Origin of the sequence: Klebsiella sp. H-Nf2 (assembly GCF_002806645.1) — a bacterium.
Taxonomy (GTDB): Bacteria; Pseudomonadota; Gammaproteobacteria; order Enterobacterales; family Enterobacteriaceae; genus Klebsiella; species Klebsiella variicola.
In genome coordinates this window covers 75,739-94,482 of the sequence record NZ_PIBL01000010.1, presented here as the reverse complement: position 1 = coordinate 94,482, position 18,744 = coordinate 75,739, and the positions used below count along the sequence as shown (strand labels likewise).

General features: G+C 58.4%; 19 protein-coding genes. 7 read left to right on the top strand and 12 right to left on the bottom strand.

All coding sequences use genetic code 11. The features are described 5' to 3' along the window. Positions 1-15: 15 nt before the first annotated feature. Complete coding sequence (locus tag CWM58_RS20910; RefSeq protein ID WP_002886901.1) at positions 16-258, top strand: type II toxin-antitoxin system RelB/DinJ family antitoxin; 243 nt, start codon at positions 16-18, stop codon at positions 256-258. Positions 259-344: 86 nt separating this feature from the next. Here CWM58_RS20910 and nrdG read toward each other — a convergent pair whose 3' ends face one another. The 5 genes from nrdG to treR form a co-directional block, all read right to left on the bottom strand. Beyond that, positions 345-809 carry an anaerobic ribonucleoside-triphosphate reductase-activating protein gene (gene nrdG / locus CWM58_RS20905; protein WP_061155975.1) on the bottom strand — a complete coding sequence of 155 codons (465 nt, stop codon included), beginning with the start codon at positions 807-809 and terminating at the stop codon, positions 345-347. Positions 810-1,058: 249 nt separating this feature from the next. Then, positions 1,059-3,197, bottom strand: a complete 2,139-nt coding sequence (nrdD, locus tag CWM58_RS20900; RefSeq protein WP_100681688.1) for an anaerobic ribonucleoside-triphosphate reductase — start codon at positions 3,195-3,197, stop codon at positions 1,059-1,061. Between the two features lie 385 nt (positions 3,198-3,582). Beyond that, complete coding sequence (treC, locus tag CWM58_RS20895; RefSeq protein ID WP_100681687.1) at positions 3,583-5,238, bottom strand: alpha,alpha-phosphotrehalase; 1,656 nt, start codon at positions 5,236-5,238, stop codon at positions 3,583-3,585. Positions 5,239-5,289: 51 nt separating this feature from the next. Beyond that, positions 5,290-6,708: a PTS trehalose transporter subunit IIBC gene (gene treB, locus CWM58_RS20890; protein WP_100681686.1), complete on the bottom strand. Its 1,419-nt coding sequence runs from the start codon at positions 6,706-6,708 to the stop codon at positions 5,290-5,292. A 130-nt stretch (positions 6,709-6,838) separates the two neighbouring features. Beyond that, positions 6,839-7,786, bottom strand: a complete 948-nt coding sequence (treR, locus tag CWM58_RS20885) for a trehalose operon repressor TreR (RefSeq protein ID WP_100681685.1) — start codon at positions 7,784-7,786, stop codon at positions 6,839-6,841. A 113-nt stretch (positions 7,787-7,899) separates the two neighbouring features. Between treR and mgtL the strand changes: the two genes are divergently transcribed. From mgtL to CWM58_RS20870, 3 genes are all read left to right on the top strand, one after another. Continuing rightward, the gene (gene mgtL, locus CWM58_RS29585; protein ID WP_353074613.1) at positions 7,900-8,019 is read left to right on the top strand and encodes a mgtA regulatory leader peptide MgtL; all 120 of its coding nucleotides are present in this window, start codon (positions 7,900-7,902) and stop codon (positions 8,017-8,019) included. A gap of 145 nt (positions 8,020-8,164) precedes the next feature. Next, complete coding sequence (gene mgtA, locus CWM58_RS20875) at positions 8,165-10,873, top strand: magnesium-translocating P-type ATPase (RefSeq protein ID WP_100681684.1); 2,709 nt, start codon at positions 8,165-8,167, stop codon at positions 10,871-10,873. A 159-nt stretch (positions 10,874-11,032) separates the two neighbouring features. Beyond that, positions 11,033-13,426, top strand: a complete 2,394-nt coding sequence (locus CWM58_RS20870) for a beta-N-acetylhexosaminidase (RefSeq protein WP_100681683.1) — start codon at positions 11,033-11,035, stop codon at positions 13,424-13,426. 57 nt (positions 13,427-13,483) lie between these two features. Here the strand turns inward: CWM58_RS20870 and ridA are convergent, their stop codons facing one another. The 5 genes from ridA to CWM58_RS20850 all read right to left on the bottom strand — a co-directional run bounded on the left by ridA (position 13,484) and on the right by CWM58_RS20850 (position 15,575). After that, positions 13,484-13,870: a 2-iminobutanoate/2-iminopropanoate deaminase gene (ridA, locus tag CWM58_RS20865; RefSeq protein ID WP_061155965.1), complete on the bottom strand. Its 387-nt coding sequence runs from the start codon at positions 13,868-13,870 to the stop codon at positions 13,484-13,486. A 152-nt stretch (positions 13,871-14,022) separates the two neighbouring features. After that, positions 14,023-14,484: an aspartate carbamoyltransferase regulatory subunit gene (gene pyrI, locus CWM58_RS20860; RefSeq protein ID WP_061155964.1), complete on the bottom strand. Its 462-nt coding sequence runs from the start codon at positions 14,482-14,484 to the stop codon at positions 14,023-14,025. 14 nt (positions 14,485-14,498) lie between these two features. Beyond that, complete coding sequence (gene pyrB / locus CWM58_RS20855) at positions 14,499-15,434, bottom strand: aspartate carbamoyltransferase (RefSeq protein WP_074387240.1); 936 nt, start codon at positions 15,432-15,434, stop codon at positions 14,499-14,501. Between the two features lie 2 nt (positions 15,435-15,436). Further along, complete coding sequence (locus tag CWM58_RS29420; protein ID WP_227650304.1) at positions 15,437-15,496, bottom strand: pyrBI operon leader peptide; 60 nt, start codon at positions 15,494-15,496, stop codon at positions 15,437-15,439. Continuing rightward, a complete protein-coding gene (locus CWM58_RS20850) occupies positions 15,471-15,575 on the bottom strand; it encodes a pyrBI operon leader peptide (RefSeq protein WP_012969080.1) in 105 nt (34 codons plus the stop codon). The genes CWM58_RS29420 and CWM58_RS20850 overlap by 26 nt, the downstream gene beginning before the upstream one ends. A gap of 194 nt (positions 15,576-15,769) precedes the next feature. Here CWM58_RS20850 and CWM58_RS20845 point away from each other — a divergent pair, with 194 nt between their 5' ends. Further along, positions 15,770-16,222: a YhcH/YjgK/YiaL family protein gene (locus tag CWM58_RS20845; protein WP_061155962.1), complete on the top strand. Its 453-nt coding sequence runs from the start codon at positions 15,770-15,772 to the stop codon at positions 16,220-16,222. 61 nt (positions 16,223-16,283) lie between these two features. Here CWM58_RS20845 and argF read toward each other — a convergent pair whose 3' ends face one another. Both argF and argL read right to left on the bottom strand, forming a co-directional pair. After that, positions 16,284-17,288: an ornithine carbamoyltransferase gene (gene argF, locus CWM58_RS20840; protein WP_061155961.1), complete on the bottom strand. Its 1,005-nt coding sequence runs from the start codon at positions 17,286-17,288 to the stop codon at positions 16,284-16,286. After that, a complete protein-coding gene (gene argL, locus CWM58_RS29580; RefSeq protein WP_370736902.1) occupies positions 17,258-17,353 on the bottom strand; it encodes a putative translational regulatory protein ArgL in 96 nt (31 codons plus the stop codon). The genes argF and argL overlap by 31 nt, the downstream gene beginning before the upstream one ends. Before the next feature lie 98 nt (positions 17,354-17,451). Here argL and rraB point away from each other — a divergent pair, with 98 nt between their 5' ends. Together rraB and miaE are read left to right on the top strand one after the other, a co-directional pair. After that, positions 17,452-17,880 carry a ribonuclease E inhibitor RraB gene (rraB, locus tag CWM58_RS20835; protein ID WP_061155960.1) on the top strand — a complete coding sequence of 143 codons (429 nt, stop codon included), beginning with the start codon at positions 17,452-17,454 and terminating at the stop codon, positions 17,878-17,880. A 49-nt stretch (positions 17,881-17,929) separates the two neighbouring features. Then, a complete protein-coding gene (miaE, locus tag CWM58_RS20830; protein ID WP_008807125.1) occupies positions 17,930-18,694 on the top strand; it encodes a tRNA isopentenyl-2-thiomethyl-A-37 hydroxylase MiaE in 765 nt (254 codons plus the stop codon). Positions 18,695-18,744 lie beyond the last annotated feature (50 nt).

The window sequence follows — 18,744 nt, the reverse complement described above, 5'->3', positions numbered from 1 at the left end:
CTTTCTGGAGGCATAATGGCCACGCTCAATGTTCGACTGGACGATAAACTCAAAAAAGAGGCTTATGCCGTGCTGGAGAAACTCGATATGACACCAACGGAGGCGGTACGCCTGCTGTTTCAATACATTGCGGAAAATGGCCGCATGCCGGTGAAAAGTATGACCATCAGTGATGGCGAAGCGGCGTTATTACGCACCGTTCGCGAACGGCTGGAAAACCCACGGCCGGGGGTTAAGGTGAGTCTGGATGACCTATGAACTGGAGTTTGATCCACGAGCCTGGCGCGAATGGCAATTGAGAGAAAGCGGCCGTTTATCATCAGGCGACTAAACGGCTCTAAACGCTATCGCAAATGATGTACCACCTGGTTGCTGCTGCCGCGCCAGATCAGCGCCGGGTCTTTTAAATCCTGCACAAACTTACCGTCGACCAGCACGTTGATCAGGTTCACTACCTGCATCTGCGCCTCATTCAGCTCATCCAGTTTATAGCCGGTCCAGACCCAGATATCTTTGCCGGGGCATTCGGCGCGCACGCGCTGAACCAGTTTGAGGATCTCCGCGATGTTTTGCGGATGCAGCGGATCGCCGCCGGAGAGTGAAATCCCCTGGCGCTTGATGCGGGTATCGTTGAGGTCGGCAATGATGCGGTCGGCCATCTCGGTGGTAAACGGCATACCGGAGTTCACCCGCCAGGTGCTTTTGTTGTAGCAGCCGGGGCACTCGTGGACGCAGCCGGAGACAAACAGGGTGCAGCGGGTGCCGGGGCCGTTGACGATATCTACCGGGTAGTACTGATGGTAATTCATTTTTCGCTTCTCAATTAACGCCATAGCCGCGTTGGCTGCGCTCGCTCACCCCAGTCACGTACTGAATGTACGCTCCCGGGGATTCCCTCGTTTGCCGCCTTGCTCTGACGCTAATTGCTTTGCGAAAACGAAGGAATGCGGACATTTCCCGGGTCGCGGCGTTCCGCCTTACCCGGGCTACCGGACGGTGCAAAACAGTAGCCCGGATAAGGCGCTGCGCGCCGCTATCCGGGAAAAGCGCATTGGTATTTAACCGATCTGCCCATTGCCCAGGTGCTTAACGCGGCGCTTCACTTCTTCCTGCTTGCCGGCGTTGAACGGACGCGCGTCCGGGCTGCCGAGATAACCGCATACCCGACGAGTAACCGACACGCGGGCAGCGTCGTGGTTACCGCATTTCGGGCAGGTAAAGCCCTTGCTGGTGCACTCGAACTCGCCGGTGAAACCGCACTCGTAGCATTCATCGATCGGCGTATTGGTCCCGTAGTACGGCACGTGTTCATAGCTGTAATCCCACACGTCTTCCAGCGCCTTCAGGTTGTGCTGGATGTTCGGGTACTCGCCGTAGCAAATGAAGCCGCCGTTGGCCAGCGGCGGGTACGGCGCTTCGAAATCGATCTTGTCGTACGGGTTGACCTTCTTCTCGACGTCAAGGTGGAAGCTGTTGGTGTAGTAACCTTTATCGGTCACGCCCTCCACCACACCAAACTCGGCGGTGTCGAGACGGCAGAAGCGGTCGCACAGGTTTTCGCTCGGCGTGCTGTACAGGCTAAAGCCGTAGCCGGTCTCTTCCTTCCACAAATCGACGGCGTCGCGCAGGCGCTGGACGATGGCTACACCTTTCTCACGCAGCGCTTTGCTGTCGTACATATGTTGATTGCCGTACAGCGCATTGATGGTCTCATGGATACCGATATAGCCCAGTGAAATGGACGCGCGGCCGTTTTTGAAGATCTCGGAGACATCATCGTCGGCTTTCAGCCGCACGCCGCAGGCCCCTTCCATATACAGGATCGGCGCCACGCGGGCCTTCACTCCTTCCAGACGGGCAATACGGGTCATCAGCGCTTTGCGCGCCAGCTGCAGGCGCTCGTCCAGCAGCGCCCAGAAGGCGGCTTCGTCGCCTTTCGCTTCCAGGGCGATACGCGGCAGGTTGAGGCTAATCACGCCGAGGTTATTGCGGCCGTCATGCACCTGCTCGCCGTTCTCGTTTTCCCACACCCCGAGGAAGCTGCGGCAGCCCATCGGCGTTTTAAATGACCCGGTGACTTTCACCACCTGATCGTAGTTGAGGATATCCGGGTACATGCGCTTGCTGGCGCATTCCAGTGCCAGTTGCTTGATGTCGTAGTTCGGATCGCCGAACTTATGGTTCAGGCCGTCGCGAATGGCGAAGACCAGTTTCGGGAATACCGCGGTTTTGCGGTTTTTACCGAGGCCGGCGATACGGTTACGCAGAATCGACTGCTGGATCAGGCGCGATTCCCAGCGGGTGCCGAGGCCGAAGCCAAAGGTGACGAACGGCGTCTGGCCGTTGGCGGTATGCAGCGTATTCACTTCATATTCCAGCGACTGGAAGGCGTCGTAGCACTCTTTTTCGGTACGGGAGCGGGCATAGCCTTCGGCATCCGGGATCTGCCACTCTTCGGCGATTTTGCGATGCTTTTTGAAGCTCTCGGTGACGAACGGCGCCAGCACTTCATCGATACGGTTGATGGTGGTGCCGCCATAAATATGGCTGGCGACCTGGGCGATGATCTGCGCCGTCACCGCGGTGGCGGTAGAGATAGACTTCGGCGGCTCGATCTCCGCGTTGCCCATCTTAAAGCCCTGGGTCAGCATCCCTTTCAGGTCGATCAGCATGCAGTTGAACATCGGGAAGAAGGGCGAGTAATCGAGGTCGTGATAGTGGATCATGCCGCGCTCGTGGGCCATCACCACATCGTGGGGCAGCAGGTGCTGCCGCGCATAGTGCTTGGCGACGATACCGGCCAGCAGGTCGCGCTGGGTCGGGATGACTTTGCTATCCTTGTTGGCATTTTCGTTGAGCAGCGCGGAGTTGGTCTGCTCGACGAGGCCGCGGATCTCCTGATTGAGGCGGCCGCGCTTCTCGCGCTGGCTATCGCGGTCATGGCGATACTCAATGTAGGCGCGCGCCAGCTGCTTATAGGGGCCGGACATCAGCTGGTTTTCTACCGCAGTCTGGATCTCGTTGATGTCGACCTGGGCGCGGCCCTGCATTTGCTGGCTAACGACTTCTGCGACGGTGGCGCAATAGTCTGCGTCATCGACTCCCGCTGCTTTAGCTGCACGTAGAATTGCTTCCTGAATGCGCTCTGACTTGAACGGCACTTTACAGCCATCACGTTTCATCACATGCGGTGTCATGATCACTCCATATATAGAACAGGTTATCCACAGAGGCGGAGGTTATTCCAAAGACGCGCCACACTACGGCTAGTGCCGTTTGCCTTCAGATCCGGCCCGTTTTATCCACATCTCATCACCGCCAGACATCGACAAGATATGGTGACATAATAGACGATTAATACAACATGTAGGGCCGGGACGCATTTTAAGTTCTATATGTAGTGATTTGCATCAAAGATGTTTGCGATTTTATTGACCCAGAACAAGGTAAAAAGGTGAGAGTACGGATGATGGGCGCTGGCACGAAATGTAAATTTATCTGGCTGGAAAATAAGCAAAAATGCCTGGCATCCACCTCCGATGCCAGGCATTACGCTCCGGTTTCTGTCGGGCAAAAAGTACCTTACGCCTGCAGCCACCATACGGCTTCGAACGGCCGCAGCGTCAGACCGGTCGGGCGGGGCGTGGTTTCGGCATAGTTGCTGATGATCATCTTCCAGTCGCCCTGGGCTTCCTCTGGCTGCCAGGTCTGCAGGTCGCGGCTCAGGTTGGCGGCCACCACCAGCGTTTGCCCCTGCCACTGGCGGCGATAACACCACAGCGATGGATGGTCCGGCAGCAGATCCTGATAATCCCCCCAGGTCAGCACCGGCGTGGTTTTGCGCAGCGTAATCAGCTGCTGATAGGCATAAAACACCGAATCGGGGTCCGCCAGCGCCGCCTCGACGTTAATCTCCCGGTAGTTATCGCCAAGGCCGATCCACGGCTCACCGTCGCTAAAGCCGCCGTTCTCGCCGGCGTGCCATGGCATCGGCGTGCGGCTGTTGTCGCGCGACTTACTGGCGAGGATTGCCAGCAGTTCGTCCGGGCTTTGCCCCTGCGCTGCGCGTTCGATAAACATATTGTGGCTTTCGACGTCGCGATAGTCGCTGATGTTGCTAAAGTGCGGGTTGGTCATGCCGATCTCTTCGCCCTGATAGATATAGGGTGTGCCCTGCATGCCGTGCAGCACCATCGCCAGCATCTTTGCCGCCGGTACCCGATACTCACCTTCGTCGCCAAAGCGCGACACGATGCGCGGCTGATCGTGGTTACACCAGAACAGCGCGTTCCACGCCCGATTGTGCATCCCCTGCTGCCAGTGGCGGAACAGCGCTTTCAGCGCCACATAATCCGGGCGGGCGAGGGTCCATTTTTCGCCGCCGGGATAATCGACCTTTAAATGGTGGAAGTTAAAGGTCATCGACAGCTCGCGGCCGTCCAGCGCGGCGTACTGCTGGCAGTGCTCCAGCGAGGTGGAGGACATTTCGCCGACGGTCATCAGGTTACGGGGAGTAAAGACATCGCGGCTCATCTCCTGCAGGAATTCATGCACCCGCGGGCCGTCAGTGTAGAAGCGGCGGCCATCACCGTCCGCATCGCAGGGGAAGGTCTGGTCTTTCGAGATCAGGTTCACCACGTCCAGGCGCAGACCGTCGACGCCGCGGTCGGCCCAGAATTCACAGACCTTTTTCAGCTCGGCGCGCACCGCCGGGTTCTCCCAGTTGAGATCCGCCTGCTCAATGGCGAACAGGTGCAGATAATACTGTCCGCTGTCGGCATGCCACTGCCAGGCGTTACCGCCAAACTTGGAGCGCCAGTTGTTCGGCAGCGCGTCCGGTTCGCCGTCGCGCCAGATATAGAACTGACGGTAGGGACTCTCCTTATTCAGCGACTGACGGAACCATTCGTGTTCGGTCGACGTGTGGTTCAGCACCATATCCAGCACGATGCGGATGCCGCGGGCCTTCGCTTCCGCCACCAGGGCGTCAAAATCGGCCATCGTGCCGTAGGAGGGATCGATAGCGGTGTAGTTCGCCACATCGTAGCCGTTGTCTACCTGCGGCGAGACGTAGAACGGCGTTAGCCAGATAGCGTCGACGCCGAGCTTTTGCAGGTAGTCGAGACGGGCGGTAACGCCGCGCAGATCGCCGGTACCGCTGCCGGTGGTATCCTGAAAACTCTTCGGATAGATTTGATAAATAACGCCGTTTTGCCACCAGTGGGGAAGATGATTCATAGTGCTTTCCTGCTGCAACGAGGGGCGCCAAAGGCGCCCCGAAAGAAGAAGTTAGACAATCTGCAAGGTGCCCTGACGGTACTTGCGCTGATACACCACGGTGGTCAGGATAATCGGCACCACCACCGCGATAGCCATCGCCATGGCGTACACCTGCCAGTAGGTTGGCTGGATGGAGAGGATGCCCGGCAGGCCGCCGACACCGATGCCGTTCGCCAGCACGCCGTTCAGGCCGCACAGCAGGCCAGCGAGGCCGGATCCGATCATCGCGCACAGCATCGGGAAGCGGTATTTCAGGTTGATACCGTACATCGCCGGTTCGGTAACCCCGAGGTAAGCAGAGATTGCCGCCGGCACCGAGATTTCGCGTTCATTCTGTTTACGGCTGGCAATAATAATGCCGACCACCGCCGATGCCTGGGCAATGTTGGATAGCGCAATCAGTGGCCACACCGGGGTGCCGCCCATGCTCTGTACCATCTGCATATCGATAGCAAGAGTGGTCTGATGTACGCCGGTTATTACCAGCGGCGCATACAGGAAGCCGAACAGCGCGGCGCCGATCGGCGCGAAGCTGCCGGTTAACAAATGGCGCACCGCGAAGGCCACGCCATCGCCGATCAGGCGGCCAAACGGGCCGATAACCGCATGGGCAAGGAACACCGCCAGAATCAGCGAGCACACCGGCACCACCACCAGATAGAGGTAGTCAGGCACGATGCGCTTGAGGCGCGTCTCGATAAAGCCCAGCGTCAGGCCCGCCAGCAGGGCCGGGATCACCTGCGCCTGGTAGCCGACTTTGGCAATGGTAAACAGGCCGAAGTTCCACACCTCCGGCACCTGCTGGCCGAGGAGATAGGCGTTCATCAGCTGCGGGGAAACCAGGGTGACGCCAAGGACGATCCCGAGGATCGGCGTGCCGCCCATCTTCTTCACCGCTGACCAGCAGATCCCCACCGGCAGATAGAAGAAGATCGCTTCGCCAATCAGCCACAGGAAGTCATAGATGGTTTTCAGCGACGGGTGCATCTGAGCCAGCGTCTGGCCGTTGCTCATGGGTAAGTCGCCGATGACGTTACGGAAACCGAGGATCAGACCGCCACTGATTAGCGCAGGAAGCAGCGGGAAGAAGATCTCGGCAAAGTGCGAGATCAACTGCTCATGCCACTTCATATTTTGCCGCGCGGCCTGCTTGACCTGCTCTTTATCGGCGGAGGTCTGGCCGGTGGTAGCCAGCAGGGCCTTGTAGTAATCGCCCACCTCGGTGCCGATGACCACCTGGAACTGACCGGCGTTAGTGAAGCATCCCTTCACCATGCGCAGCTGTTCAATCTCTTTTGGTTTGGCGATGGCCGGGTCGTTCAGCACAAAGCGCAAACGGGTAATACAGTGGCTGACGGTGGCGATGTTGCCGCGCCCGCCCACCAGTTCGATCAGTTTATCGATGTCCTGCTGGTTTACTTTGCTCATGATGAAGCCTCAAAAACAGAGGGGAGAGATGCCGTTTTTACCTTGAGGGCATCCTAACCGTTTCGCTTGATTTGCAAAATGGGAACGTTCCCGAAACCCGGCGACGATCACATAAATCGTCCGAACGAGATTAATTCAGGGCGGCGGGAATCACGATCTGGCGGGGATCGACGCTACCGGCGATCTGCTCGATCAACTGCCGGGCGGCCCGGCGTCCGGACTCGGCATAGCCGGGATCGACGGTCAAGATTTCCGGGTGGAGAAACTTCATCAGCGGCGTGCTGCCGACGCTGGCGAGCTGCAGCGCAGCGCGGCCCTGCTGCTGGAGGTACTTGCTGGCGCCGAGGGCGAGGGTATCCGTCGCGCAGACCAGGGCGCTGGTTTCGGCCGTCAGCACGCTGGCGACGGTGTCATACCCCTGTTTCATGCCCAAGCCCGGCAGAGCGGCGGTGGGCGTCAGGCAATGCTTTTTACAGAAAGCGAGGTAGGCGAGATGGCGGCGTTCGCCGGTGGTGACGTCGCTGTGCGGTACGCCAAGAAAACTGATGTGGCGATGTCCGCGATCGTAGAGCCGCTGCATCAGCAGCGTGATGGCGCCTTCGTCGTCATAGCACACCGAGGCGAAACCGGGGGCATCGCGGGCCATCAGCACCAGCGTATCGCGCCAGGGGGCGAGCATCGCCTCATCAATGCCGGTAAAACCAAACAGCACCACGCCGTCAATATTACGCCGGGCGAGCATGCCGAGATGTTCTTCCACCAGTCCCGGGGAGAACTGGCTCTCCATCATAATCGGATCGTAACCCTGCTCGTAAAAGGCGGGCAGCATGGTCTGCACGGCAAGGTTTTCCGACAGGGAATCCAGACGGGTGACGATAATCGCCACCACTTTATCGCTCTGGCCGCGCATGGCGCGGGCGGAGCGGGAGGGGGAGAAACCGTGCTGCTGCATCACCGCTTCGACGCGCTCGCGGGTCCGTTCGCTGACCCCGCTCTCGTTGTTAAGGACGCGGGATACCGTCGATTTTCCTACGCCGCTTAAACGCGCGATATCTTTGATGGTCAGCCGGTTCTGCATGCGGAATTCTCGTCAGGGTTGGTAGAAGTGAGCCTAATGCTACTCAACCAAACCGCAATGAGCAAAGTCTGGTTTACGTTCGGTTTAGTTGCGCGGGCTTATCATCGCCATAAATGCCACACATGTCTCAACGAGCGCGCTATAATCCGCGCCGTTTATATTCACTTACCGGAGAATTTATGGACCCCGATCCCACTCCTCACCCTCGATGGAGCAACCTTTCTTTCCGGTAAGCCTGTTTAACACTGCTTTACCGGAAAGCGTAAAGCAGTGACGTCCTTGATGTCCCTGCCATAAAAATTACATGCCTGACAGGTAGGCTTTGCTACGCCTGTTGGCAACGCTGCGTTCGCTCGCGCGAGCGCGGAGGGACTGTTTATGTTGAAGAATTATACCCGGCAGCTGTTCGTGCAGCTTAGCCGCCATCTGCCACGCCGTTTGGTCCAGCGCGATCCGCTGCCTGATGCCCGTAACCTGAGCAGCGTGCCGATCCCGGACTCGCTCGGCAAGCGCTGCCTGGACGTTGCGGCGATGGATGACCAGGAGATCTGGCGTGCCTTTGACAGCCACCCTGAAGGGCTCAATGAAGGCGAAGTGGCGGCAAAGATCCTCAAACATGGTGACAACCAGATCCCGGCGCAGAAGCCCTCTCCGTGGTGGGTGCATCTGTGGACCTGCTATCGCAACCCGTTCAACCTACTGCTGACGGTGCTCGGCATCGTCTCCTATTCCACCGAAGATCTGTTCGCCGCGGGCGTTATCGCGCTGATGGTCGGCATCTCGACGCTGCTTAACTTCATCCAGGAAGCGCGCTCCACCAAAGCGGCGGATGCGCTAAAGGCGATGGTCAGCAATACCGCCACGGTGCTGCGGGTGGTGAACGAGCAGGGGGAGAGCCGCTGGCTTGAACTGCCTATCGACCAACTGGTGCCAGGAGATATCGTCAAGCTGTCGGCGGGAGATATGATCCCGGCGGACCTGCGCATTATTCAGGCACGCGATCTGTTTGTCGCTCAGGCCTCGCTGACCGGTGAATCGCTGCCGGTAGAGAAAGTCGCGCGCAGCCGCGACCCGCTGCAGCAGAACCCGCTGGAATGCGACACCCTGTGCTTTATGGGGACCAACGTGGTGAGCGGCTCGGCGCAGGCCATCGTCTACGCCACCGGCGGCAACACCTGGTTCGGCCAGCTGGCCGGGCGCGTCAGCGAGCAGGAAAGCGAACCGAACGCTTTCCAGAAGGGCATCAGCCGGGTCAGCATGCTGCTGATCCGCTTTATGCTGGTGATGGCCCCGGTGGTGCTGTTGATTAATGGCTACACCAAAGGCGACTGGTGGGAAGCGGCGCTGTTCGCGCTGTCGGTGGCGGTCGGCCTGACGCCGGAGATGCTGCCGATGATCGTCACCTCGACGCTGGCGCGCGGGGCGGTGAAGCTGTCGAAACAAAAAGTGATCGTCAAACACCTCGACGCCATTCAGAACTTTGGCGCGATGGATATTCTCTGCACCGATAAAACCGGCACCCTGACTCAGGACAAGATCGTGCTGGAGAACCACACCGATGTCTCCGGTAAGTCCAGCGAGAGAGTGCTGCATACCGCCTGGCTCAACAGCCATTACCAGACCGGGCTGAAAAACCTGCTCGATACCGCGGTGCTGGAAGGCGTGGAGCTGGAGGCCGCCCGCGGCCTCGCGGAGCGCTGGCAGAAGGTGGATGAGATCCCGTTCGACTTCGAACGCCGCCGCATGTCGGTGGTGGTAAAAGAGCAGGACGACGCGCATCAGCTGATCTGTAAAGGGGCGTTGCAGGAGATCCTTAACGTCTCGACTCAGGTGCGCTATAACGGCGAAATCGTACCGCTGGACGACACCATGCTGCGCCGCATCCGCCGGGTCACCGATACCCTGAACCGTCAGGGACTGCGGGTGGTGGCGGTGGCAACCAAATACCTGCCGGCGCGCGAGGGCGACTACCAGCGCGCCGATGAATCCGACCTGATCCTCGAAGGCTACATCGCCTTCCTCGATCCGCCGAAAGAGACCACCGCCCCGGCGCTGAAGGCGCTGAAGGCCAGCGGCATCACGGTGAAAATCCTCACCGGCGACAGCGAACTGGTGGCGGCGAAGGTGTGCCATGAAGTGGGGCTGGATGCGGGCGAAGTGGTGATTGGCAGCCAGATTGAAGCCATGAGCGACGATGACCTGGCGGCGCTGGCGAAGCGCACCACTTTGTTTGCGCGTCTGGCGCCGTTGCATAAAGAGCGTATCGTGACGCTGCTGAAACGCGAAGGTCACGTGGTGGGCTTTATGGGCGACGGCATCAACGACGCCCCGGCGTTACGCGCGGCGGATATTGGCATCTCGGTTGATGGCGCGGTGGATATCGCCCGCGAGGCGGCGGATATCATTCTGCTGGAAAAAAGCCTGATGGTGCTGGAGGAGGGGGTGATCGAAGGCCGCCGCACCTTCGCCAACATGCTCAAGTACATCAAAATGACCGCCAGCTCCAACTTCGGTAACGTCTTTAGCGTGCTGGTGGCCAGCGCCTTCCTGCCGTTTCTGCCGATGCTGCCGCTGCACCTGTTGATTCAGAACCTGCTGTACGATGTCTCCCAGGTGGCGATCCCGTTTGATAACGTCGATGATGAACAGATCCGTAAACCGCAGCGCTGGAACCCGGCCGATCTCGGGCGCTTTATGGTCTTCTTCGGACCGATCAGCTCGATTTTCGATATCCTCACCTTCGGCCTGATGTGGTGGGTGTTCCACGCCAATACCGTGGAGATGCAGACTCTGTTCCAGTCCGGCTGGTTTATTGAAGGGCTGCTGTCGCAGACGCTGATTGTGCACATGATCCGCACCCGGCGCATTCCGTTCGTTCAGAGCCGCGCCGCGTGGCCACTTTTCGCTATGACTCTGGTGGTGATGGCCGTGGGCATTGCGCTGCCGTTCTCGCCGCTGGCGGGCTACCTGCAGCTGCAGGCGCTGCCGCTCAGCTACTTCCCGTGGCTGGTGGTGATCCTGGCGGGCTACATGGTGTTGACCCAAACCGTCAAAGGTTTCTACAGCCGTCGCTACGGCTGGCAGTAATGGTTTCGCCCCTTTGCCGTTCGGCAGAGGGGCTTACCGGTATTTCTCTTAAATCTCATCAAGTTGTGAAGTCCGTCATCGCCATGTGTTGACGCAATTTTGTGCGCATGTTAACCCAATGTTTTGCTTTTTTTTGGCCCGTCATAAAAAGGAACATTGATGCTTAACACTGTGCGTTACAGTCTGCTGACCAGCGGAATAGTACTGAGCAGCATGGCGCCTGCCGCCCCGGCCGGCGATCTGCCGCTGATGCCGTGGCCCGCCCATGTGGAGCGCCCACAGGCGCAGGGGGCGCTGGCGCTAAATAATCAGCTAACGCTCAACGTCAGCGGCGACGATTTGGGCGAGGCGGCTAACCGCTGGCGAGAACGCCTTGCGCGGCAAACGGGCTGGACGCTGCAGCCGCAGACGGCGCCGGCGAAAAGCCCAACCATTAACGTTATCGTCAGTAAGAAAGTCCCTTTCCTGCCGCAGCCGGATAGCGACGAAAGCTATCAGCTCGAGGTTAACGCTGAGGGCGCTACCCTGAAAGCGAATACGCGTTTTGGCGCGCTGCGCGGCATGGAAACGTTGCTGCAGCTGGTGCAAAACGGCCCTGACGGCACCACTATTCCTTACGTCACTATTGATGATGCGCCGCGCTTTCCGTGGCGCGGACTGCTGCTGGATTCCGCCCGCCACTTTATGCCGCTGTCGGCGATCAAACGGCAGATTGATGGCATGGCGGCAGCAAAGCTTAACGTGCTGCACTGGCATCTGACCGACGATCAGGGCTGGCGTTTCGCCTCCAGCCGCTATCCGAAGCTGCAGCAGCAGGCAAGCGACGGCCTGTTTTATACCCAGGCGCAGATGAAAGACATTGTGCGCTATGCCGCCGAACGCGGTATTCGCGTGGTGCCGGAAATCGATATGCCGGGACACGCCTCGGCGATCGCCGTGGCTTATCCGGAACTGATGAGCGCGCCGGGGCCTTACGCGATGGAGCGCCACTGGGGCGTGCTGAAACCGGTACTCGATCCGACGAAAGAAGCGACCTACGCCTTTGCCGAGGCGATGGTCAGCGAACTGACGGCTATCTTCCCCGATCCGTATCTGCATATTGGCGGCGATGAAGTGGATGACAGCCAGTGGCGCGCCATTCCGGCCATCCAGAAATTCCTCAAAGAGAAGGGGCTGGCGGACAGCCACGCGCTGCAGGCGTACTTCAACCGGCGGCTGGAGACGCTACTCGAAAAACATCACCGGCAGATGGTCGGCTGGGATGAGATTTACCATCCTGATTTGCCGAAGAGCATTCTGATCCAGTCGTGGCAGGGGCAGGACGCATTAGGCGAAGTCGCTAAACACGGCTATCGCGGCATTCTCTCCACCGGTTTTTATCTCGATCAGCCGCAGTACACCGCTTATCACTATCGTAATGAAATTATTCCGCAGGGGCTCAACGGTGTGGATACGATAACTGATAGCGACAGCGCTCAGAGCTGGCAGTTTTCGATGCCGCGCCTGAAGGGCAGCGCGGTAGAGGGCCGCTTTACGCTGGTAAAAGGCGATAGCGGCTGGCGCGGATTTATTGATTTTAAAGGTAAATCACGCCGCGCGGTGCAGGATATCGAATGGCTGGGCGACAATCAGGTGACATTCCGCGTCGATACCTGGATGGGGGAAACCCGCCCGGTGCTGACCATTAACGACGACACGCTCGGCGGCTACTTCCTCCTCGGCAACACGCGCTATCCGGTTGACGGCAAGCGGCTGGACGCCGTGCCGGAGGGCATTCAGCCGACGCTGCCTGACGCGCAGCAACAGAAGAATCTGCTCGGCGGTGAGGCCGCGCTGTGGGCGGAGAACGTCGCCGCGCCGGTGATCGACATCAAGCTGTGGCCGCGGGCTTTTGCGGTGGCGGAGCGGCTCTGGTCGGCCGAAGACGTCAAAGACAGCGACAATATGTATCAGCGCCTGCAGGCGATGGATAGCTGGTCAACGGTCTCCGTCGGCCTGCAGCAACATGCCCAGCAACTGGAGCAGTTCACCCGGCTGGCGAACAGCGGCCATACGCTGGCGCTGCAGATCCTCGCCGAGGCGCTGGAGCCAGCGCACTACTACACCCGCCAGCACCTGAAGTTCCAGGCGAACAATTATCATCAATTCGAACCGCTTAACCGGCTGGTCGATGCGCTACCGGCGGAGAGCGACACTGTACGCAGCCTGAATCAGTGGGCGGAGCGGCTGATCAGCGATGCCGAGGATACTGAGAGCGCTGATGCGCTGCGCCACGTCTTTACCCGTTGGCAGAACAACAGTGGCGATGCGCTGGCGCTGACCGACGGCAACTATCAGCTGGCAGCGATGAAACCCGTTGTGCAGCAGGTTGATAAGCTGGCGAGTCTGGGGCTGCGCTTGACCGATCTGGTGGTACGACAGGGAACGCTGGACGATAAAGAGTACGCCTCCATTCAGGCGCAACTGGATAGTGCGGCGAAAACCCAGGATGAACTGGTGATTGCGGCGGTCTATCCGCTGGAGAAACTGTTGCGGGCAACGAAGATAAAATAGGGTAATTCCCCCACCCCGTGGATGACGCAAGCGCCTGGGGTGAGGGCAGTGAAGCGATTAGCGACGGATCGCGATGGCTTCGATCTCAATCTTCACGTCTTTCGGCAGACGTGCGACTTCCACGCAGGAGCGCGCCGGGAAGGTGGCATTATGCTCGGTGAAGAACGCTTCGTAGGTGGCGTTAACGGTAGCGAAATCGTTGAGATCTTTCACGAAAACAGTGGTCTTGACGATGTCGCCGACGGTCAGGCCTGCGGCTTCAACGATCGCTTTCACGTTGTTCAGCGACTGGCGCGCCTGCGCGGACACGTCTTCCGGGACGCTGCCGGTTTTCGGGTCGACCGGGATCTGGCCAGAGGTGATGATCATGCTGCCCAGGTCAACGCCCTGAACGTATGGGCCAATTGCTGCTGGTGCATTTTCCGTCGCAATAGTTTTGCTCATGTTATCTCCAGATGAACTGAGTAATGTTACGCAAAATCATTCAGGTTGCCGCCAGAGGGTAAGCGCTGTGCCGCCGGCGCAGACGCCGCCTGAAGGACGAAGCGTAGGGTGGTAGCCATTATAGGGAGGCCTACCACCAATACCAACCGCATTTAGTTGGCCAGCACCACATAATGAGAAAACTCTTTTTCACAGTATTTGCATTTGAGTGCGATATCATCGGCGCGTTTTTTCACTGCAAAACTGGAAGAAACCGGTTCAGCATGGCTGATACAGTTGCTGTTCGGGCAGACCAGCACGCTGTTGATGCGATCCGGCAGGCTCGGGCGGGATTTGCCCACTACTTCGTACTCATCAATGCGGTTTACTGTCGCCTGCGGGGCGTACAGCGCCAGCTGGTTGACCTGCTCGTCGGTGAGGAAGGTATTTTCGATTTTAATTAAATCTTTACGGCCCATCTCACCGGAGGGCAGGTTCAGGCCGATGGTGATACGCTGGTCGGTTTCGGTCAGTTTGAACAGGGTGAGCAGCTTAAAGCCGACCTGCGCCGGGATATGGTCAATCACGGTGCCGCGTTTAATGGCTTCTACTTGCAGTTTATTGTCGTGTGTCATCTCTCATTTCCCCCTTACAGTGCCAGCTCGCTATTCAGTACCAGTGCCAGTAACGCCTGGCGGGCGAAGATGCCATTGCCGGCCTGCTGGAAGTACCAGGCGTGCGGCGTTTTATCGACATCGGTGGTGATTTCGTCAATGCGCGGCAGCGGGTGCAGCACTTTCATATTGGTGCGCGCCCCTTCGAGGTCGGCGGCGCGCAGGACGAACTGCGCTTTCACGTTGGCGTATTCCGACGGATCCAGACGCTCTTTCTGCACGCGGGTCATGTACAGAATATCCACTTCCGCCATCACATCGTCGATGGCGCTATGCACGCTCCAGGCGATACCTTTTTCATCCAGCATATCGAGGATGTACTGCGGCATGGCCAGCGCGTCCGGGGCGATGAAGTAGAAGCGGTTGCCGCTGAATTTCGCCAGCGCCTGGGTCAGGGAGTGCACGGTACGGCCATATTTCAGATCGCCGACCATCGCCACGTTGAGGTTCTCGAGGCGTCCCTGGGTCTCCTGAATAGTGAACAGATCGAGCAGGGTCTGGGTCGGATGCTGATTGGCGCCGTCGCCGGCGTTCAGCACCGGCACGCCGCCGGAAAATTCGGTCGCCAGGCGCGCGGCGCCCTCCTGCGGATGGCGCATCACGATGGCGTCAACGTAGGTGCTGATGACGGAGATGGTATCCGCCAGGGTTTCCCCTTTTTTGCCCAGCGAGGTGTTGGCGCTGTCAGAAAAGCCGACCACGCTGGCACCCAGACGGTGCATCGAGGTTTCAAAAGAGAGACGGGTACGAGTCGAGGCTTCAAAGAAACAGCTGGCGATAACCTTATGCTTCAGCAGCTCGGGTTGCGGATTGGCTTTCAGCTTTGCCGCAGTCGCCAGCACCAGTTCGAGGTCTTCGCGGCTGAGATCGTTTATGGAAATGATATGTTTTTGATATAGCGGGTTAGCCATGCTTATCTCCTGACGCCTGGGCAAAAAAAAAGCCCCTTAAATAAGGGGCTTCGGGAATCCAATGAGCAACGGAAAGAAAAACGCCAGGCCAGCGTCTGCGTTCAGACGCGCTAAGACAGAATGTCGTACGCAATTGGCCATGCTTCCTCCCGGCAAAACGACTGGCATTATACGCAGACCGTTATGACGATCAAGCGATTCATTCACAAACAGGTAATCGTTTGCCTGCAGAAAAGTGCGCCAGCGCAAAGAACCGTGAAACTGTACTGGTATGGCAGTGGCAATGGGGGTATAAAACAGTAAAATGAAATGCTGTTTTATATTCGAGGTAAGTGATGATTATTGGCAATATCCACCATCTGCAGCCATGGCTGCCTGCCGCGCTGCGCGAGGCCATTGAGCACGTCATCGCCCATGTCAACGAGGCGACGCCGCTGGGTAAACACGATATCGACGGCAATAACCTGTTTTATCTGATTTCCGAAGACACCACTGAGCCGCAGGCCGCGCGCCGGGCGGAATATCATGCCCGCTATCTCGATATCCAGATTGTGCTCCGCGGCATTGAGGGGATGACTTTCAGTGCCTTACCGGCGGGAGAACCACAGACCGACTGGCTGGCGGAGAAAGACATCGCTTTTCTTGCCGAAGGCCAGCAGGAGAAAACGGTGATCCTCAACGAAGGGGATTTTGTGGTGTTTTATCCCGGTGAAGTGCATAAACCGCTGTGCGCCGTAGGCGCCCCGGCGAAGGTGCGCAAAGCGGTAGTGAAGATGTTGATGGCGTAAAATGGTGAGCCGAATCCCGGATAAGCGCCGTGCCATCCGGGATTTGACCGCCAGCGAGGGGCTACTTGCCCAGCGTCGCCACCATCACCGCTTTGATGGTATGCATCCGGTTTTCCGCCTGGTCAAACACCACGCTCGCCGCCGACTCAAACACCTCGTCAGTCACTTCCATGCCGCCGTGCAGGCCGTAATCGGCGGCCATCTGTTTACCCAGCGTGGTCTGGTCGTCATGGAATGCTGGCAGGCAGTGGAGGAACTTGACCTGCGGATTGCCGGTCAGCGTCAGCATCGCACTGTTAACCTGATAATCGCGCAGCAGGGCGATACGTTCGGCCCATTTTTCCTTCGCCTCGCCCATCGATACCCAGACGTCGGTATAGATAAAATCGGCGCCTTTCACCCCCGCGGCGATATCTTCCGTCAGGGTGATGTTGCCACCCTGCTGTTTGGCCAGTGCCGTACAGGTCTCCACCAGCTGAGACTCCGGCCAGCAGGCAGATGGCGCTACCAGGCGCAGATCCAGACCGGTCAGCGCTGCGGCTTCGAGCATCGAATTGCCCATGTTGTTGCGCGCATCGCCGGCGTAGACCAGCGTCATCTGGTTAAAGGCTTTGCCCGGCAGGTGCTCTTTCATGGTCAGCAGATCCGCCAACAGCTGGGTAGGGTGGAACTCGTTAGTAAGGCCGTTCCATACCGGCACGCCGGCGTATTGCGCCAGCGTCTCCACCACCTCCTGGCCGTGGCCGCGATACTGAATGCCATCGTACATCCGTCCGAGCACGCGGGCGGTATCTTTGATCGACTCTTTATGGCCAATCTGGCTGCCGCTTGGCCCCAGATAGGTCACGCGGGCGCCTTGATCGTATGCGGCAACTTCGAAAGAGCATCGTGTACGGGTTGAGTCTTTTTCGAAGATGAGCGCGATGTTTTTTCCTGCCAGTTTCTGGACTTCGATACCGTTTTTCTTATCGGCTTTGAGCTTTGCCGCCAGCTCGAGCAGGGCGGTGATTTCTGCAGGCGTAAAATCGAGTAACTTTAAAAAATGCTTCTGGTAAAACGCAGACATGGTTCCCTCACCTGGCATAGGCCACTAATTGAATTAAAATTCAATTTATATGTATGAATATTCATTTGCAAGTCTGTGATCGAAATCTTTCACTGAGAAGTGGAGGCAATGACGGCGGTATGTGACAATAGGGACAACTGCCGCACATTATGAGGAACGAGCCATGGCAAACCCGGAACACCTGGAAGAACAGCGTGAAGAGACGCGTCTGATTATCGAAGAGCTGCTGGAGGATGGCAGCGATCCGGACGCACTGTACACGATTGAGCATCACCTCTCTGCAGACGATTTCGAAACGCTGGAGAAAGTGGCGGTGGAAGCGTTCAAGCTGGGCTATGAAGTGACCGAGCCCGAAGAGCTGGAAGTGGAAGAGGGTGACATGGTCATCTGCTGCGATATTCTGAGCGAATGCGCGCTGAATGCAGACCTGATCGATGCCCAGGTGGAACAGCTGATGACGCTGGCAGAAAAATATGACGTCGAGTATGACGGTTGGGGCACCTACTATGAGGACCCGAACGGTGAAGAAGACGGCGACGGCGACGATGACGAAGATTTTGTCGATGAAGACGACGATGGTGTTCGTCACTAAGTCGCAGATGGATACGGCGGCGCCTGCCGCCGTATAGCAAGGAACCTCCATGGATTACCCGCAGATACTCTCCCCGATTATCAACTTCCTGCACTGCCCGACGCCGCAGGCGTGGATTGACGAAGCCCGCAAGCCGGAAAACCTGCCGCTGCTGTTGACCGACCATATGGTGTGCGAACTGAAAGCGGCGCAGAACGCCATGCTGCTGGTGCGTCGCTACGTCGCGGATAAAGCCGACGCCGACGAGCTGCTGGCCTGCCTGAAGCCGTATGAAGACTTCACCTACCGCTGGGGGCCGGAGCCGGATTTCGTCGCCCTGCATAAGCGGATCAACAAAAGCGCCATGCCGCAGACCGACGACCCGTGGGGCCGCCAGTTGCTGGACAGCATGATTTTGCTGATTAAAGAGGAGCTACATCACTTCTGGCAGGTGCGGGAGATGATGCTGGCGCGCGATATCCCCTACGTCAAAATCACCGCCAGCAACTATGCCCGCGGCATGCGGCGGGAGGTGCGTTCGCACGAGCCGGTGATGCTGATCGATAAGTTGATCTGCGGCGCCTATATCGAGGCCCGCTCCTGCGAACGCTTTGCGGCGCTGGCGCCGTGGCTGGATGACGATCTGCAGAAGTTTTATCTGTCGCTGCTGCGCTCCGAGGCGCGTCACTATCAGGACTATCTGGATCTGGCGCAGAAGATTGCCGGAGACGATATCAGCGAGCGGGTGCGCCAGCTTGGCGAGGCGGAAGCGGCGCTGATCCTCAGGCCGGAGGCCGAGTTCCGCTTTCACAGCGGTGTGCCGGTAGCGGCGTAACCCTCGGTATTCGGGCCCTGTAGCCCCGGTAGCCACTAACACCGGCAGTT

What these genes read in the sequence shown, in the direction of transcription:
- nrdG (WP_061155975.1), bottom strand. Translation starts at nt 809, where the DNA reads ATGAATTACCATCAGTACTACCCGGTAGATATCGTCAACGGCCCCGGC.
- mgtA (WP_100681684.1), top strand. Translation starts at nt 8,165, where the DNA reads ATGTTGAAGAATTATACCCGGCAGCTGTTCGTGCAGCTTAGCCGCCAT.
- miaE (WP_008807125.1), top strand. Translation starts at nt 17,930, where the DNA reads ATGGATTACCCGCAGATACTCTCCCCGATTATCAACTTCCTGCACTGC.
- treC (WP_100681687.1), bottom strand. Translation starts at nt 5,238, where the DNA reads ATGAATCATCTTCCCCACTGGTGGCAAAACGGCGTTATTTATCAAATC.
- pyrB (WP_074387240.1), bottom strand. Translation starts at nt 15,434, where the DNA reads ATGGCTAACCCGCTATATCAAAAACATATCATTTCCATAAACGATCTC.
- mgtL (WP_353074613.1), top strand. Translation starts at nt 7,900, where the DNA reads ATGCCACACATGTCTCAACGAGCGCGCTATAATCCGCGCCGTTTATAT.
- CWM58_RS20870 (WP_100681683.1), top strand. Translation starts at nt 11,033, where the DNA reads ATGCTTAACACTGTGCGTTACAGTCTGCTGACCAGCGGAATAGTACTG.
- pyrI (WP_061155964.1), bottom strand. Translation starts at nt 14,484, where the DNA reads ATGACACACGACAATAAACTGCAAGTAGAAGCCATTAAACGCGGCACC.
- CWM58_RS20850 (WP_012969080.1), bottom strand. Translation starts at nt 15,575, where the DNA reads ATGGCCAATTGCGTACGACATTCTGTCTTAGCGCGTCTGAACGCAGAC.
- treB (WP_100681686.1), bottom strand. Translation starts at nt 6,708, where the DNA reads ATGAGCAAAGTAAACCAGCAGGACATCGATAAACTGATCGAACTGGTG.
- argF (WP_061155961.1), bottom strand. Translation starts at nt 17,288, where the DNA reads ATGTCTGCGTTTTACCAGAAGCATTTTTTAAAGTTACTCGATTTTACG.
- treR (WP_100681685.1), bottom strand. Translation starts at nt 7,786, where the DNA reads ATGCAGAACCGGCTGACCATCAAAGATATCGCGCGTTTAAGCGGCGTA.
- CWM58_RS20910 (WP_002886901.1), top strand. Translation starts at nt 16, where the DNA reads ATGGCCACGCTCAATGTTCGACTGGACGATAAACTCAAAAAAGAGGCT.
- ridA (WP_061155965.1), bottom strand. Translation starts at nt 13,870, where the DNA reads ATGAGCAAAACTATTGCGACGGAAAATGCACCAGCAGCAATTGGCCCA.
- CWM58_RS20845 (WP_061155962.1), top strand. Translation starts at nt 15,770, where the DNA reads ATGATTATTGGCAATATCCACCATCTGCAGCCATGGCTGCCTGCCGCG.
- argL (WP_370736902.1), bottom strand. Translation starts at nt 17,353, where the DNA reads ATGAATATTCATACATATAAATTGAATTTTAATTCAATTAGTGGCCTA.
- nrdD (WP_100681688.1), bottom strand. Translation starts at nt 3,197, where the DNA reads ATGACACCGCATGTGATGAAACGTGATGGCTGTAAAGTGCCGTTCAAG.
- rraB (WP_061155960.1), top strand. Translation starts at nt 17,452, where the DNA reads ATGGCAAACCCGGAACACCTGGAAGAACAGCGTGAAGAGACGCGTCTG.